Raw genomic sequence first — 14,205 nt, 5'->3', positions numbered from 1 at the left:
CGGTGCGTCACGTGGAGGAGACGATGGGGACCGTCTTCTCCCTCGACGTCCGCGGCGGGGATCCGGCCGCCGTGCGCGCGGCGCTGGACGAGGTCGTGGCCGGTCTGCACCGGGTCGACGAGGTGTTCAGCACCTACCGCGAGGACAGCCAGGTCTCCCGGCTCCAGCGCGGTGAGGTGAGCGTCGGGCAGTGCGATCCCGAGGTCGCCGAGGTGCTGGAGCTGGCGGCCGAGGCCGAGCGGGTGAGCGACGGCTGGTTCAGCACGTCGTACCAGGGCCGCCTGGATCCGACCGGCATCGTCAAGGGCTGGGCGGTCGAGCGGGCGGCTCGGCGGCTGACGGAGGTGCCCGGGGTGTGCGGGGTGAGCGTCAACGGCGGCGGGGACGTCCAGTTGCTGGGGACGCCGGAGCCGCAACGGCCGTGGCGGGTGGGCGTGTCGGACCCGTTGCGCCCGGGCGGGCTGGCGGCGGTGGTCTCCGCAGCCGGCGTGCGGGAGCTGTCGGTGGCGACGTCCGGTACGGCGGAGCGGGGGGCGCACATCGTCGACCCGCGCACCGGCCGTTCGGCCGTGACCGACCTGGTCGCCGTGACGGTGGTGGGACCCCGGCTGACGTGGACGGACTGCTGGGCGACGGCAGCGTTCGCGATGGGCTCGCGGGAGGGTCTGGCCTGGCTGGAGTCACTCCCGGACGTGGAGGCGCTCCTGATCACGGCCGGCGACGAGGTCCGCTGCACGGACGGCTTGGCGACCCGCCTGGGCTGAGCGGCCGCGCCCGAAGGGGCGCGGGGACCTGCGCGACCAGCCACAGCACACCCGCGCACGCCCACCACCGGCACCCGGCACGGCACCCGGTACCCGCACCCGGGCAACAACCGCCCCGAACCGCAACACCACCCGCGCCGGCGACAGCCCTCAGTGCCCGTTCTGCGCCAGGCGCAGCAGATGGTCGGCCAGGGCCTGCCCACCCGTCGGCTCCCGGCTGATCAGCAGCAGCGTGTCGTCCCCGGCGATCGTCCCCAGGATGTCGTGCAGCTCGGCCTGGTCGATGGCCGAGGCCAGGAACTGCGCGGCCCCGGGAGGGGTGCGCAGGACCACGAGGTTCGCCGAGGCCTCCGCGGAGATCAGCAGCTCCTGGGAGAGCCGCCGCATCCGCTCCTCCTTCGCCGACCCGCCCAGCGGCGCCCGCGGCGTGCGGAACCCGCCCTCGCTCGGCACCGCGTAGATCAGGTCCCCGTCGGTGTTGCGGATCTTCACCGCGTTCAGCTCGTCCAGGTCCCGGGAGAGCGTCGCCTGCGTGACGCTCAGCCCGTCGTCGGCGAGCAGCTTCGCCAGCTGGCTCTGCGAGCGGACCGGCTGCCGGTTGAGGATGTCCACGATCCGGCGGTGCCGTGCGGTGCGGGTCTGCGGCACGGCGGGCCCGTTCGCCCCCGGCTGCTCGTGGTCCTGCGCCTGGCTCATCGTCGTCTCATTCCCCGGATCGTCCGTCCCCGTGCACTGCCTGGAGGATGCCGGGAAGTGCCCCCAGGAAGGCGTCCACCTCGGCGTCGCGGAGGTTCAGCGGTGGCATCAGCCGGACGACGTCGGGGGCGGGCGCGTTCACCAGGAAACCGGCCTCCTGAGCCGCCTGGCGCACCTGCGGCGCGAGCGGCTCGGTGAGCACGATACCCAGGAGGAGTCCCGCGCCCCGGACGGAATCGATCAACCGGTGGCCGAGGCCCTCGATTCCGTCCCGCAACTTCTCGCTCTGCCGCTTGACGTTCTCCAGCAACCCCTCGTTCTCGATGGTGTCGAGGACGGCGAGTCCGGCGGCGCAGGCGACGGGGTTGCCACCGAAGGTCGTGCCGTGGTGGCCGGGCCGGAGCAGCTCCGCGGCGCGCCCGAAGGCGACGGTCGCGCCGAGCGGCAGCCCGCCGCCGAGCTGCTTGGCCAGGGTCACGACGTCGGGCAGGACGCCCTCGTGGGCCTGGTACTCGAACCAGTGCCCGGTCCGGCCGATGCCGGTCTGCACCTCGTCGAGGACGAGGAGCGCCCCGGTCGCGGCGGTGATGGCCCGGGCGGCCTTGAGGTATCCGGCGGGCGGGACGACGACGCCGAGTTCGCCCTGGATCGGCTCCAGGACGACGAGCGCGGTCTCCTCGGTGACGGCGGCGGCCAGGGCCTGGGCGTCGCCGAACGGCACGTGGGTGACGTCGCCGGGCAGCGGCAGGAACGGTTCGCGCTTGCCCTGCTGGCCGGTGAGCGCCAGGGCGCCCATGGTCCGGCCGTGGAAGGCGCCCTCGGTGGCCACGATGTGCGTCCGCCCGGTCAGCCGGCCGATCTTGAAGGCGGCCTCGTTGGCCTCGGCGCCGGAGTTGCAGAAGAAGACCTTGCCGTCCCGGCCGAACAGCCGCAGCAGCCGCTCGGCCAGGGCGACGGTCGGCTCCGCCATGAAGAAGTTGGAGATGTGGCCCAGGGAGCCGATCTGCCGGGTCACGGCCTCGACGATCGCCGGGTGGGCGTGGCCGAGGGCGTTGGTCGCGATGCCGCCGACGAAGTCGAGGTAGCGCGTGCCGTCGGCGTCCCAGACCGCGGTGCCCTCACCGCGTACGAGGGGCAGCAGCGGGGTGCCGTAGTTGTTCATGAGCGCGCCCCGCCACCGCTCGGCGATTTCCTCGTTGGCGGTCATGCGGCATCCCCCTTCTCGTCGGGCACGACCATCGTGCCGATCCCCTCGTCGGTGAAGATCTCCAGCAGGATCGAGTGCTGGACCCGGCCGTCGATGACGCGGGCGGTGTTCACGCCGTTGCGCACGGCGTGCAGGCAGCCCTCCATCTTCGGCACCATGCCGGAGGACAGATCCGGCAGCAGCCGCTCCAGCTCGGTGGCGGTGAGGCGGCTGATCACCTCGTCGCTGTGCGGCCAGTCCTCGTAGAGTCCCTCGACGTCCGTGAGGACCATGAGGGTTTCGGCGCCCAGCGCAGCAGCGAGTGCCGCAGCCGCCGTATCAGCATTGACGTTGTAGACATGCCCATCGTCCTGGGAGCGGGCGATCGAGGAGACGACCGGGATGCGGCCGTCGGCGAGCAGGGCCTCGATGGCGCCCGTGTCGATCGCGGTGATCTCGCCGACCCGGCCGATGTCGACGAGCTCGCCGTCGATCTCCGGCTGGTGCTTGGTGGCGGTGATGGTGTGCGCGTCCTCGCCGGTCAGGCCGACGGCGAGCGGGCCGTGCCGGTTGAGCAGCCCGACCAGTTCGCGCTGCACCTGCCCGGCCAGCACCATGCGCACGACGTCCATGGCGTCCTCGGTGGTCACCCGCAGGCCCGCCTTGAACTCGCTGACGATGCCGTGCTGGTCGAGGGCGGCGCTGATCTGCGGGCCGCCGCCGTGCACGACGACCGGTTTGAGGCCGGCGTGGTGCAGGAAGACGACGTCCTGGGCGAAGGCGGCCTTGAGGTCCTCGTCGACCATGGCGTTGCCGCCGAACTTGATGACGACCGTCCTGCCGTTGTGCCGGACCAGCCAGGGCAGGGCCTCGATGAGGATCTGGGCCTTGGGCAGGGCGGTGTGCTTGCGTGTCGATCCGGTGCTCATGAGGAGTAGGCGCTGTTCTCGTGGACGTAGTCGGCGGTGAGGTCGTTGGTCCAGATGGTGGCGGTCTCGCACCCGGCGGCGAGGTCGGCGACGATGTGCACCTCGCGGTAGCGCATGTCGACCTTCTCGCGGTCCTCGCCGACGCCGCCGTTCTTGCAGACCCACACGCCGTTGATGGCGACGTTGAGCCGGTCGGGCTCGAAGGCGGCCCGTGTGGTGCCGATCGCGGAGAGAACCCGGCCCCAGTTGGGGTCCTCGCCGTGGATCGCGCACTTGAGGAGGTTGTTGCGGGCGATGGAGCGGCCGACCTCCACGGCGTCGTCCTCGGTCGCCGCGTTGATCACCTCGACCTTGATGTCCTTGCTGGCGCCCTCGGCGTCCCGGATGAGCTGCTGTCCGAGGTCGTCGCAGACCTGCCGCACGGCCTCGGCGAACTCCTCGTAGGCCGGCGTGATGCCGGAGGAGCCGGAGGAGAGCAGGAGCACGGTGTCGTTGGTGGACATGCAGCCGTCGGAGTCGACCCGGTCGAAGGTGACCTTCGTGGCGGCGCGCAGGGCCTTGTCCAGGGTCTCGTCGTCCAGGTCCGCGTCGGTGGTGAGGACGACGAGCATGGTGGCGAGGCCGGGGGCGAGCATGCCCGCGCCCTTGGCCATGCCGCCGACGGTCCAGCCGTCCTTGGAGACCACGGACGTCTTGTGGACGGTGTCGGTGGTCTTGATGGCGATGGCGGCCTTCTCCCCGCCGTGCTCGCTCAGGGCCGCCGCGGCCTGCTCGACACCGGGGAGCAGCTTGTCCATGGGCAGCAGGACGCCGATGAGTCCGGTCGAGCAGACGGCGATCTCGATGGCGCCCCGCCCGAGGACCTCGGCGGCCTTCTCGGCGGTGGCGTGCGTGTCCTGGAAGCCCTTGGGGCCCGTGCAGGCGTTGGCGCCGCCGGAGTTGAGGACGACCGCGGAGACCTGGCCGCTCTTGAGGACCTGCTCGGACCACAGCACCGGAGCTGCCTTCACGCGGTTGGAGGTGAAGACGCCGGCGGCGGCGCGGCGCGGCCCGGTGTTGACCACGAGGGCCAGGTCGGGGTTGCCGTTCTCCTTGATCCCGGCGGCGATGCCCGCCGCCGTGAATCCCTTCGCTGCCGTCACGCTCACGGCGCAACTCCGATCGTCGTCAGTCCGGTGGTCTCGTCGAGACCCAGGGCGATGTTCATGCTCTGGACGGCACCGCCCGCGGTGCCCTTGGTGAGGTTGTCGATGGCGCTGATCACGATGATCCGTCCGGCGGCCTCGTCGTACGCGACCTGCAACTGAACGGCGTTCGAACCGTGGACGGACGCCGTGGCGGGCCACTGCCCCTCGGGCAGCAGGTGCACGAAGGGCTCGTCCGCGCAGGCCTTCTCGTAGGCGGCGCGCAGCACCTCGCCGGTGACGCCGTCCGTCGCCTTCGCGCTGCACGTGGCGAGGATGCCGCGCGGCATCGGCGCGAGGGTCGGCGTGAAGGACACGGAGACCGCGCCGCCGGCCGCCGCGCTGAGGTTCTGGGTGATCTCGGGGGTGTGCCGGTGCCCGCCGCCGACGCCGTAGGGGGACATCGAGCCCATGACCTCGCTGCCCAGCAGGTGCGGCTTGGGCGCCTTGCCCGCGCCGGACGTGCCGGACGCGGCGACGATCACGGCCTCGGGCTCGGCCAGGCCCGCCGCGTACGCGGGGACGAGGGCGAGGGAGACGGCCGTGGGGTAGCAGCCGGGTACCGCGATGCGCTTGGACCCCTCCAGCGCGGCGCGTGCACCCGGCAGTTCGGGAAGGCCGTAGGGCCAGGTTCCGGCGTGGGGCGAGCCGTAGAACTTCTCCCAGGCGGCGGCGTCGGCGAGCCGGAAGTCCGCGCCCATGTCGACGACCAGCACGTCCGGGCCGAGCCGCTCGGCGACGGCGGCGGACTGCCCGTGCGGCAGCGCGAGGAAGACCACGTCGTGGCCGTCGAGGACCTCGGGGGTGGTCTCCTGCAGCACGCGGCCGGCGAGCGGCAGCAGGTGCGGCTGGAGCGCGCCGAGCCGCTGCCCGGCGTTGGAGTTGCCGGTCAGGGCGCCGATCTCGACCTCGGGGTGGGCCAGGAGCAGACGCAGCAGTTCTCCACCCGCGTATCCACTCGCTCCGGCCACTGCCGCTCGTACCGACATGGAACCTCCTCCTTAGAGGGCATGACTATACGTTTCGCTGCACGTTTATGCAATCCCATGCATGCGCCGCGTGCGCGTGGGCCGCTGCCCGGGAGGACAGCGGCCCACGGCGGGAAGCGTGGTCTACCTCTGCTTGATCCGCAGGAACGTCACGGAGTTCGCCGGGAAGGTGTGGGTGAACTTCGGGCCCACGCCCCGCAGCGTCGACGTCACCGGGGCCACCGGTGTGTCCGTCTCGGTGTTCACCGCGTCCTGGTCGGCGGCCAGCGTGGTCACGCGGGCCGTGGAGGCGACTCCGGCCCCGCCGAGGTCGACGGCCGTGCGGGCCTCGGCCGGCTGGGCGTTGACGACCTTGACGATCAGGTCACCGGTCCTCGCGTCCTCGGTGACGACCTGGCGGAACGGCTCGGCCGGCTTGTCGTCGGTGAAGCTGCCCCACTCCTCGCCGTCGAGGAACAGCGTGACCTGGCGGCCGCGCACCTTGATGTCGATGTCGTAGGCACGGCCCGTCTCGATCGACCCGGCCTTGGTCAGCAGTGTGCCCTTGCCGCCGTCCACGGCCTGCTCGATCGCGGACTGGGTGTTGTTCCAGCCGCCCAGGTTCCACCAGTAGTAGTTGCCGGTGTCCTTGACGCCGAAGGCGACGAGGAAGCCCTCCTTGCCGGACTTCTTGGTGGCCTTCACATGCAGGTCGTAGTCCTTCCAGGCCGGGTCGCCCGCCGTGACCATGGTGTTCTCGGCGGCCGTGTCGGTCTGGACGTACTGTCCGTCATGGATGCTCCAGCTGCCGGCGCCGCTGTGCCGCCACGTCGAGGCGTCACCGGAGAAGTCGTCGCTCAGCAGGGTGGCACCGTCCGCCGAGGTGACCTTCACGTCGTCGTACGCGGCGCTGGTCGCCCACGTCGACAGTCCGACGGCGCCGGTGATCGGGCCGCTGACGTCCGGGGTGGTCGTGGCCGTCGAGGGGATCACCCGGTCGCCGACGTTGGTCATGAACAGTTTCTGGACCTCGTAGTTGGCCGAGTTCCAGGAGGCCCGGTTGTTGAACCAGATCATGTCGGGGCGCCACTGGACGTAGTCCTCGTTGGCGAGCAGCGGGGCGTAGGAGGCCAGCTTCACGACGTCCGCGTTGCGCTCCAGGCCGGTCATGAAGGCGGCCTCGGCCAGGCCGTTCCTCCAGGCGTTGCCCTGGGAGGCGTACTCGCCGAGGAAGACCTTGGGGCCCTCGCGGTCGTAGGAGTCGTAGCGGTCGTTGTGCTGCAGGAACCAGGCCGGGCTGTTGTAGTAGTGCTCGTCGACCATGTCGACCCTGCCCTCGCGGTTGAGCTGCCAGGCGGTGTCGAAGGTCGCGCCGGCGTCGTCCGGGCCGGAGTTGGAGATGACGGTGATGTCCGGGTACCTGGCCTTGATGGCGGCCCGGAACTTCTCGAAGCGGGCGAAGAACTCGCGCGGGAGGTTCTCCTCGTTGCCGACGCCGATGTGGGTCAGGTGGAACGGCTCGGGGTGGCCCATCTTCGCGCGGACCTTGCCCCACGTGGAGGTCGCCGGTCCGTTGGCGAACTCGATGAGGTCGAGGGTGTCCTGGATGTGCCGCCGCAGCAGCGCCTCGTCGTCGGTGGCCTTGTTCTGGCCGCAGCCGGTCACCAGGGCCGGGACGACGGGCAGCGGCATGGCGCCGATGTCCTCGGAGAAGCGGAAGTACTCGTAGTAGCCGAGGCCGTAGCTCTGGTTGTAGCCCCAGAAGTTGGCGTTGGTGGCGCGCTCCTCGACGGGGCCGATGGTGTCCTTCCACTGGTAGCTGCGCTTGCGCTGCCAGCCGCTCGCCGCGCTGTAGTCCTCCATGGAGCCGGTGTTGACCAGGCAGCCGCCGGGGAAGCGCACGAAGCCCGGCTTCAGGGCGGCGATCCTCTCGGCGAGGTCCTTGCGCAGGCCGTTCGGCTGGTTCCTGTAGGTGTCGCGCGGGAACAGCGACACCTCGTCGACCGCGGCGGCGTGCGCGGTGGCCACGGCGAGCCGGCCGCGGTTGCTGGTGCGGGTCGCGGTGAAGGTGGCCCGGTACTTGGCCCAGCCGCCCTTCACGGCGACTTGGCGGGCGGTCGCCAGGCTGCCCGCGGCGTCCTTCAGCGAGACGGTGAGGGTGCTGCCGCTCGCGGCGCGGGCCCACACGGAGAAGTCGTACCTCTTGCCCTGCTCGACCCGGATCCCGGTGTTGTAGCCGGCGTTGGTGACCGACGAACCGGCGCCCAGGGACAGGTAGTTGCGGTTGCGCTCGTTGAGCCGCCCGGAGTCGTTCACGACCTGGGCCGTGCCGCCGGCCGTCCAGGAGGTCAGGGGCGTGTACGAGCCGTTGTCGGCGGTGGAGTACTCGAAGGAGCGGTTCTGCACGAGCTCGGCGTACAGACCTCCGTCTGCGGCCCGGTTGATGTCCTCGAAGAAGACGCCGTACATCGTGTCGTCGATCGAGGCGCCCCGGGCGGACGGGTCGACGGTGATCGCGTAGTCGGTGACGTCCTCGGCGTGCGCGGGGGCCGGTACGAGGGCTGCCGCCGTCAGGAGGGCGGTGGCCGTGAGGCCGACTCTCCATCGGGTGCGGGCGGTGCGTGGCATGGATACTCCGCGGCTCTCTGGTAGAGGAGTGTTCGAAATATCAGACATTGGTCAGCACTTCGAACGGCAAGATAGGGAGGGGGCAGGTGCGCGTCAATGGGTCGCGCAGCAGCGGACGGGACGGAGAGCGGGGCGGGATGGGCGAGTTCTGGCCAGTGCCGGACGTGCTGGCGTATCTGGCCGGGCGCTGGCGCGTGACGCGGTCGGTGCGGGATCTGGCGAGCGGCGCCGAGGGCGAGTTCACCGGCGGCACCCTGTTCGAGGCGCGGGAGGGCGGCGGGCTGCTGCACCGGGAGTCGGGCACGTTCGTCTGGCAGGGCGTGGCCCGGCCCGCCGAGCGGACGCTGCGGTTCCTGCCGGGCCCGGACGGCACGGCGGACGTGCGGTTCGCGGACGGCCGGCCCTTCCACGACCTGGACCTGACGTCCGGGCGGTACGTCGCCGACCACCCCTGCGCGGCGGACCTCTACCGCGGCGAGTTCGCGGCCCTGGACGCGGACCACTGGCGCACGGTGTGGCGCGTGCGCGGCCCAGCGAAGGACCTGGTGCTGCGCACGGAGTACGCACGCGAGACGTGAGAACGAGCGACGACACCGGCCGCGGCACCCGCCCCTGCCCACGAGCGCCGGACCCGGGCGGACGGCCTACGCGAGCGAACGCCCCAGGCGGACGACCCCCGCGCCCCAACGCCCCAGGCGGACGGCCTCCGCACCCGAACACCCCACGCGGACGACCTACGCGAGCGAGCGCTCCAGGCGGACGCCCCCCCCCGCACCCGAACGCCCCCCGCGGGCGGCCTGCGCGAGCGAGCGCCGGGCGGGCGGTCTAGGCGCGTGAGTGCTGAGCCGGCGCTCCGTCGAACCGCAGGTTCCAGCGCCCCGCGCGGCCCGTCACCGTGGTCGTCGACAGCGGGCGGACGTCGATGTTCCAGTACGTCGCGGGCGGCGCCTTCAGCGCGTACACCAGGGCGGCGCGGATCACGGACGGCTCAGCCACCGCCACCACCCGGCAGCCGTCCTCCACGGGCCGGGTGTCGAGCCAGCCGCCGACCCGGGTGATGAAGTCCACCAGCGACTCACCGCCGTGCGGCGTGGTGCGCGGATCGGCGAGCCAGGCGTCCACGGCCTCGGGCTCCCGGGCCATCGCCTCGCCCAGGGTCAGTCCGCGCCAACGGCCCATGTCGCAGTCGCGCAGCCCCAACTGCACCAGGGGCGCGTACCCGAGCCCCTCCCCCGTCGCCCGGCTGCGCGGGGCCGGCGAGCAGTAGCGCAGCTCGGCCGCGGCGAGCGGCAGCAGTTCGTGGGCGACGCGCTCCACCTCGCCCCAGCCGGCCTGGTCCAGCGGCCGGTCGTCCTCGAAACGTTCGGCGAGCGGCGATGAGCTGCGCGCGGCGGCGACGAACGTGACCCGAAGTGACATGCGGCGATCGTGGGCTCCGCAAGTCCGCAGGTCAAGAGGTGTTACCTGGGAGTTACCGAGGGTGCGGCGCCCCTCACTGGTCGAAGAGGAGCGCCATCCAGTGCTCGGGCCGGGCCAGCGGCGCGAAGCCGATCCTCTCGTAGACGCCGTGCGCGTCGTGCGTGGCGAGCAGCACCCGCCGCACCCCGTACGACCGCACCTCCTCCCGTACGGCCGCCACGAGCGCGGTGCCGACACCCTTGCCGCGCACCGACGGGTCGACGTACACGTCGCACAGCCAGGCGAAGGTCGCCCGGTCGGTGACGACCCGGGCGTAGGCCACCTGCTCCCCCGATACGGTGTCGTACACGCCGAAGTTGAGCGAGCCCTCGATCGCCCGGTCCTGCTTCTCGCGGAGGCGGCCCAGCGCCCAGTACGCGTCGGTGGACAGCCAGCGGTGCACGCGCTCGGCGTCCACGCGCGACCGGTCGGTGGATATCTCGTAGCCCTCGGGCAGGCTCGGCGTGTCGGTCATGACGGGATGCTCGCAAATGACCCGGCCGGGGTCGAGCGGTTATCCCAGCACCTCCTCGCACGCCGTGCGCAGCCGCCGCACCCCCTCCGCGATCTCCCCGGTCCCGGCGACCGCCGCGAAGCTCAGCCGCAGGTGCGCCGCGGGCGGCTCGGCGCTGAAGTACGGCCGTCCGGGCGTGACGGCGACACCGGCCCGCAGGGCGGCCGCCGTCAGGGCCGCCTCGTCCGTGCCGTCGGGCAGGCGCGGCCACAGGTGGTAGCCGCCGGACGGGATGTGCGCGAGCTCCAACCGGGGCAGGTGCAGCCCGAGCGCGCCGGTCATCGCGTCCCGGCGGGCCGTCAGCTCCGCGGAGACGGCCCGCAGGTGCCGGGGCCAGGCGGGCGATCCGACGAGTTCCAGCGCGGCCTCCTGGAGCGGGCGCGGCACGAAGAAGGTGTCGACGACCTGGATGGCGCGCAGCCGCTCCAGCACCGGCCCGCGTGCGGCCAGCGCGCTGACCCGGAAGCTCGGCGAGGTCGCCTTGGTCAGCGAGGAGACGTGGACGACGACGCCGTCGGGGTCCTCGGCCGCCAGCGGGCGGGGCAGCGGCCCCGCGTCCTCGTGCACCAGCCGCCGCACGAAGTCGTCCTCGACGACGAACGCGCCCGCCGCCCGGGCGATGCGCAGCACCTCGGCCCGTCGCTCCGGCGCGAGCACGGCGCCGGTGGGGTTCTGGAAGAGCGGCTGGCACACGAAGGCCGGGGCCCCGGTGGCGCGGAAGGCGTCGGCGAGCAGCGCCGGTCTCACCCCGTCGGCGTCCACGGGGACGGGCACCGGACGCAGTCCGGCGGCGCGGGCGATGGCGAGCATGCCGGGATAGGTCGGCGACTCGACCAGGACGGGGGCCCCGGGCGGGGCGAGGGCGCGCAGGGCGGTGGTGAGCGCGGACTGGCCGCCCGCGGTCACCAGCACCTCGGCGGCGGTGACGGAGCCGCCGATGGTCCGCGCGAACCACTCCCGCAGTTCCGGCAGCCCTTCCATGGGCGGCCGGCCCCAGGCACCGGGGCGGCGCCCGGCCCGTGACAGGGCGGCGGCCATCGCCCGCTCGGGCTGGAGGGAGGGGTGCAGATAGCCGCCGTTGAACTCGATCACGCCGGGCGGCGGTGCGGCCAGCGACACCAGCACCCCGGAGGCGTCCACCGAGCGGGGCACGAGGTCGGCGGCGCCCTCCGCGCTGAGCGCGACCTCCTGCCAGGAGGTGTCGCCGGCGGGGGCCGGAGCCGGCCGGGACCGGGCCCGGAACGCGCCCGCGCCGGGGCGGGTGACCACGAGCCCCTCGGCGGCGAGCTGGGCCAGCGCCCGCGACACCGTCACCGGGCTGACCCGGAAACGTTCGACCAAGGCCCGACTGGACGGCAGCTTTCCACCCGGTGAGTAGCGGTCGAGCTCCCGCCGCAACTGTTCCGCCAGCTCAGACACGCTGCTACGCTCTTGCATGAGAGCACAGAGTAGCGCTACTGCCGCACCCCGGATAGCAGTCGCCACCAACGAGCGGGACCGTCCCGGCTTCGGCACCCTCCAGGCGGCCCTCGGCGTCGTCGCCTTCTCCCTCACCTTCCCCGCCACCGCGTGGGGTCTCGAAGGGTTCGGGCCCTGGTCGCTCGTCGCCGTGCGCAGCGTCCTGGCCGCGCTGATCGCGGGCGGTGCTCTGCTGGTCCTGCGCGTGCCGCTGCCCGCCCGCCGGCACTGGCCGGGCCTCGCCGTCGTCGCGGCCGGTGTCGTCCTGGGGTTCCCGCTGCTGACGACGCTGGCGCTGCAGACCTCGACCACGGCGCACGCGGCCGTCGTGGTCGGCCTGCTCCCGCTGACGACCGCGCTGTGCTCCGCGCTGCGCGTCGGCACCCGGCCCTCGCGCACCTTCTGGGCCGCGGCCCTCGCGGGTGCGGCGGCGGTGGCCGCCTTCACCGTGCAGCAGAGCGGCGGCGCCCTGTCCACCGCGGATCTGTACCTCTTCGCGGCGCTGCTGGTGTGCGCGGCCGGCTACACCGAGGGCGGGCGGCTGGCCCGGGTCATGCCGGGCTGGCAGGTGATCGGCTGGGCGCTGGTGCTGTGCCTGCCGCTGACCGTGCCCGTGGCCGCCCTGGCGCTGGCACAGGAGCCGTGGCAACTGACCGCGCACAGCGTCACCGGTCTGCTGTGGGTCGCGGCGGGCTCGCAGTTCCTCGGGCTGGTCGTCTGGTACCGGGGCATGGCGGCCATCGGCATCCCGAAGGCCAGCCAGTTGCAGCTCGCTCAGCCCCTGCTCACACTGGTGTGGTCGGTGCTGCTGCTGGGCGAGCATCTGACGGTGGCCGCCCCGCTGACGGCGGCGGCGGTGCTGGTCTGCATCGCCGTCACACAACGGGCGCGCGGCTGAGCGGGACGGTACGGCCCTGCCGGCGCGCGTCCCCGGCCGTGGACCGAGGCCACGGACCACTGCTCCGCTCCCTGTGAGGAGGCCCCAGATGCGCGCAACCGTCGGCGACCAGCTTGTCCAGCACGGCAGGGTGGTCGGTCAGCACGACAAGGTGGGCGAGATCGTCGAGGTGCTCGGCCAGGAGGGCAATCCCCCGTACCGCGTCCGGTTCGAGGACGGGCACGAGGGCGTGTGCTCGCCGGGGCCCGACACCGAGATCCGCCACCGGGAGACCACCACCGGGCCGTGACTCAGCGCGGCGGATCCGCCGGCTGCCCGTAGTGGTCGGCGACCACCCGCGCCATCGCCCCGACCCGGTCGGCCGCCACGTCCCGGGCGGCGAAGAACACGTGCCCGCGCACCTGCGGGTGCTCCTTGGCGAACGCCAGGTGCCGGGACAGTTCGGACGGTTCCTGCCAGGCCGCCGGCTGCGCGGGGTCGCCCGCCTTGTACAGCGCCTCCCCCACGTAGAGCTGGGTCGAGCTGCCGCGCGCCACCTCCGCCCACCAGGGCAGCAGCTTGGCGTAGTCGGCGGCGGCGAAGCCGATGTTCCAGTACAGCTGCGGGACGATGTAGTCGATCCAGCCCTCCCGCACCCACTTGCGGGTGTCCGCGTGCAGATCGTCGTACGTCTCCACACCGGCCCGGCTGTCCGAGCCCGCCGGGTCCGTCGAGGCGTTGCGCCACACGCCGAAGGGGCTGATGCCGAAGCGGACGCCCGGCCGGATCTCCTTCACGCGGTCCGCGGTCTCGCGCACCAGCCGGTCGATGTTGTCCCGCCGCCACGCGGCCCGGTCCCCGAAGCCGCCGCCGTGCTCCTCGTAGGCGTCGTCGTCGTCGAACGTCTCCCCCGCCACCGGGTAGGGGTAGAAGTAGTCGTCGAAGTGCACGCCGTCGACGGGGTAGCGCGCGACGGCGTCCAGCATCGCGTCCTCGACGAAGGCCCGGACCTCGGGCAGCCCCGGGTTGTAGAAGAGCTTCCCGCCGTACGCGACGAGCCAGCCGGGGTTGCGGCGGGCGGGGTGCGAGGCCGCGAGACGGGTCGGGTCGGTGTGGGCGGCGACCCGGTAGGGGTTGAACCAGGCGTGCAGCTTCAGGCCCCGGGCGTGGGCCTCCTCGACGGCCGTGCCCAGCGGGTCCCAGCCGGGGTCCTTGCCCTGGGTGCCGGTGAGGTACTGCGACCACGGCTCGTACGGCGAGGGCCACAGGGCGTCCGCCGTGGGCCGGACCTGGAAGACGACGGTGTTGAGCCGGTTGCGGACCGCCGTGTCGAGGTGGGTGAGGAGCTCGGAGCGCTGCTGCGAAGCGGTCAGACCCGGCTTGGACGGCCAGTCCCGGTTGGCCACGGTCGCCAGCCACACCCCCCGCATCTCGGAGGCCGGCGCCCCGCCCTTGCGCCCGGGCGCGGCCGAGGCCGCGGGCGTCATCGCGAAAGCCGACAGCGCCGCCACGGCGAACGCCCTGCGTGAGACTCGTCCCATGC

Annotated in this window: 14 protein-coding genes; 4 read left to right on the top strand and 10 right to left on the bottom strand. The window is 72.8% G+C overall.

From position 1 onward, the window contains the following. The first annotated feature begins 23 nt into the window (after positions 1–23). Complete coding sequence (locus ACIGAQ_RS33840) at positions 24–764, top strand: FAD:protein FMN transferase (protein ID WP_399790137.1); 741 nt, start codon at positions 24–26, stop codon at positions 762–764. Positions 765–914: 150 nt separating this feature from the next. On the opposite strand, the gene ACIGAQ_RS33835 is transcribed toward ACIGAQ_RS33840, so the two are convergent. The 6 genes from ACIGAQ_RS33835 to ACIGAQ_RS33810 all read right to left on the bottom strand — a co-directional run bounded on the left by ACIGAQ_RS33835 (position 915) and on the right by ACIGAQ_RS33810 (position 8,355). Next, on the bottom strand, positions 915–1,460 hold the full coding sequence (locus ACIGAQ_RS33835; protein WP_031114708.1) for an arginine repressor: 546 nt from the start codon (positions 1,458–1,460) through the stop codon (positions 915–917). A gap of 7 nt (positions 1,461–1,467) precedes the next feature. Then, positions 1,468–2,667 (bottom strand): acetylornithine transaminase, encoded by a 1,200-nt coding sequence (locus ACIGAQ_RS33830; protein WP_399789777.1) that lies wholly within the window; start codon positions 2,665–2,667, stop codon positions 1,468–1,470. Next, positions 2,664–3,575: an acetylglutamate kinase gene (gene argB, locus ACIGAQ_RS33825; protein ID WP_311684232.1), complete on the bottom strand. Its 912-nt coding sequence runs from the start codon at positions 3,573–3,575 to the stop codon at positions 2,664–2,666. Before argB ends, ACIGAQ_RS33830 begins: the two co-directional genes overlap by 4 nt. After that, positions 3,572–4,723, bottom strand: a complete 1,152-nt coding sequence (argJ, locus tag ACIGAQ_RS33820; protein WP_399789774.1) for a bifunctional glutamate N-acetyltransferase/amino-acid acetyltransferase ArgJ — start codon at positions 4,721–4,723, stop codon at positions 3,572–3,574. Before argJ ends, argB begins: the two co-directional genes overlap by 4 nt. Further along, on the bottom strand, positions 4,720–5,748 hold the full coding sequence (gene argC, locus ACIGAQ_RS33815; RefSeq protein WP_399789771.1) for an N-acetyl-gamma-glutamyl-phosphate reductase: 1,029 nt from the start codon (positions 5,746–5,748) through the stop codon (positions 4,720–4,722). Before argC ends, argJ begins: the two co-directional genes overlap by 4 nt. A gap of 123 nt (positions 5,749–5,871) precedes the next feature. After that, entirely contained in the window at positions 5,872–8,355 is a 2,484-nt protein-coding gene (locus ACIGAQ_RS33810) for an alpha-L-arabinofuranosidase C-terminal domain-containing protein (protein ID WP_399789768.1), read from the bottom strand. A gap of 137 nt (positions 8,356–8,492) precedes the next feature. On the opposite strand from ACIGAQ_RS33810, the gene ACIGAQ_RS33805 reads away from it, so the two are divergent. Continuing rightward, complete coding sequence (locus ACIGAQ_RS33805; protein ID WP_399790134.1) at positions 8,493–8,933, top strand: DUF6314 family protein; 441 nt, start codon at positions 8,493–8,495, stop codon at positions 8,931–8,933. Positions 8,934–9,180: 247 nt separating this feature from the next. Here ACIGAQ_RS33805 and ACIGAQ_RS33800 read toward each other — a convergent pair whose 3' ends face one another. From ACIGAQ_RS33800 to ACIGAQ_RS33790, 3 genes are all read right to left on the bottom strand, one after another. Then, positions 9,181–9,774 (bottom strand): histidine phosphatase family protein, encoded by a 594-nt coding sequence (locus tag ACIGAQ_RS33800; protein ID WP_311684223.1) that lies wholly within the window; start codon positions 9,772–9,774, stop codon positions 9,181–9,183. A 73-nt stretch (positions 9,775–9,847) separates the two neighbouring features. Further along, positions 9,848–10,288: a GNAT family N-acetyltransferase gene (locus ACIGAQ_RS33795; protein WP_311684222.1), complete on the bottom strand. Its 441-nt coding sequence runs from the start codon at positions 10,286–10,288 to the stop codon at positions 9,848–9,850. 39 nt (positions 10,289–10,327) lie between these two features. Further along, the gene (locus ACIGAQ_RS33790; RefSeq protein ID WP_399789764.1) at positions 10,328–11,764 is read right to left on the bottom strand and encodes a PLP-dependent aminotransferase family protein; all 1,437 of its coding nucleotides are present in this window, start codon (positions 11,762–11,764) and stop codon (positions 10,328–10,330) included. Here ACIGAQ_RS33790 and ACIGAQ_RS33785 point away from each other — a divergent pair. Together ACIGAQ_RS33785 and ACIGAQ_RS33780 are read left to right on the top strand one after the other, a co-directional pair. Continuing rightward, positions 11,763–12,683: a DMT family transporter gene (locus tag ACIGAQ_RS33785; protein WP_362279040.1), complete on the top strand. Its 921-nt coding sequence runs from the start codon at positions 11,763–11,765 to the stop codon at positions 12,681–12,683. The two genes, ACIGAQ_RS33790 and ACIGAQ_RS33785, sit on opposite strands and share 2 nt — an antisense overlap. 88 nt (positions 12,684–12,771) lie before the next feature. Continuing rightward, positions 12,772–12,972 carry a DUF1918 domain-containing protein gene (locus ACIGAQ_RS33780; RefSeq protein WP_010045242.1) on the top strand — a complete coding sequence of 67 codons (201 nt, stop codon included), beginning with the start codon at positions 12,772–12,774 and terminating at the stop codon, positions 12,970–12,972. A 1-nt stretch (position 12,973) separates the two neighbouring features. On the opposite strand, the gene ACIGAQ_RS33775 is transcribed toward ACIGAQ_RS33780, so the two are convergent. After that, positions 12,974–14,203, bottom strand: coding sequence for a glycoside hydrolase family 10 protein (locus ACIGAQ_RS33775; protein ID WP_399789759.1), 1,230 nt, complete (start codon positions 14,201–14,203; stop codon positions 12,974–12,976). Positions 14,204–14,205 lie beyond the last annotated feature (2 nt).

It is taken from the genome of Streptomyces sp. NPDC085932 (assembly GCF_044540525.1).
Lineage (GTDB): Bacteria > Actinomycetota > Actinomycetes > Streptomycetales > Streptomycetaceae > Streptomyces > Streptomyces levis.
Note: the sequence above shows the minus strand (reverse complement) of the source record. Positions and strands in the feature narration are given on the sequence as shown.

Excerpts from the sequence above, each read along its gene's own strand:
- argC (WP_399789771.1), bottom strand. The coding sequence starts at position 5,748 with ATGTCGGTACGAGCGGCAGTGGCCGGAGCGAGTGGATACGCGGGTGGA.
- argB (WP_311684232.1), bottom strand. The coding sequence starts at position 3,575 with ATGAGCACCGGATCGACACGCAAGCACACCGCCCTGCCCAAGGCCCAG.
- ACIGAQ_RS33790 (WP_399789764.1), bottom strand. The coding sequence starts at position 11,764 with ATGCAAGAGCGTAGCAGCGTGTCTGAGCTGGCGGAACAGTTGCGGCGG.
- ACIGAQ_RS33780 (WP_010045242.1), top strand. The coding sequence starts at position 12,772 with ATGCGCGCAACCGTCGGCGACCAGCTTGTCCAGCACGGCAGGGTGGTC.
- ACIGAQ_RS33810 (WP_399789768.1), bottom strand. The coding sequence starts at position 8,355 with ATGCCACGCACCGCCCGCACCCGATGGAGAGTCGGCCTCACGGCCACC.
- ACIGAQ_RS33785 (WP_362279040.1), top strand. The coding sequence starts at position 11,763 with ATGAGAGCACAGAGTAGCGCTACTGCCGCACCCCGGATAGCAGTCGCC.
- ACIGAQ_RS33835 (WP_031114708.1), bottom strand. The coding sequence starts at position 1,460 with ATGAGCCAGGCGCAGGACCACGAGCAGCCGGGGGCGAACGGGCCCGCC.
- ACIGAQ_RS33830 (WP_399789777.1), bottom strand. The coding sequence starts at position 2,667 with ATGACCGCCAACGAGGAAATCGCCGAGCGGTGGCGGGGCGCGCTCATG.
- ACIGAQ_RS33840 (WP_399790137.1), top strand. The coding sequence starts at position 24 with ATGGGGACCGTCTTCTCCCTCGACGTCCGCGGCGGGGATCCGGCCGCC.
- ACIGAQ_RS33800 (WP_311684223.1), bottom strand. The coding sequence starts at position 9,774 with ATGTCACTTCGGGTCACGTTCGTCGCCGCCGCGCGCAGCTCATCGCCG.
- ACIGAQ_RS33805 (WP_399790134.1), top strand. The coding sequence starts at position 8,493 with ATGGGCGAGTTCTGGCCAGTGCCGGACGTGCTGGCGTATCTGGCCGGG.
- ACIGAQ_RS33795 (WP_311684222.1), bottom strand. The coding sequence starts at position 10,288 with ATGACCGACACGCCGAGCCTGCCCGAGGGCTACGAGATATCCACCGAC.
- ACIGAQ_RS33775 (WP_399789759.1), bottom strand. The coding sequence starts at position 14,203 with ATGGGACGAGTCTCACGCAGGGCGTTCGCCGTGGCGGCGCTGTCGGCT.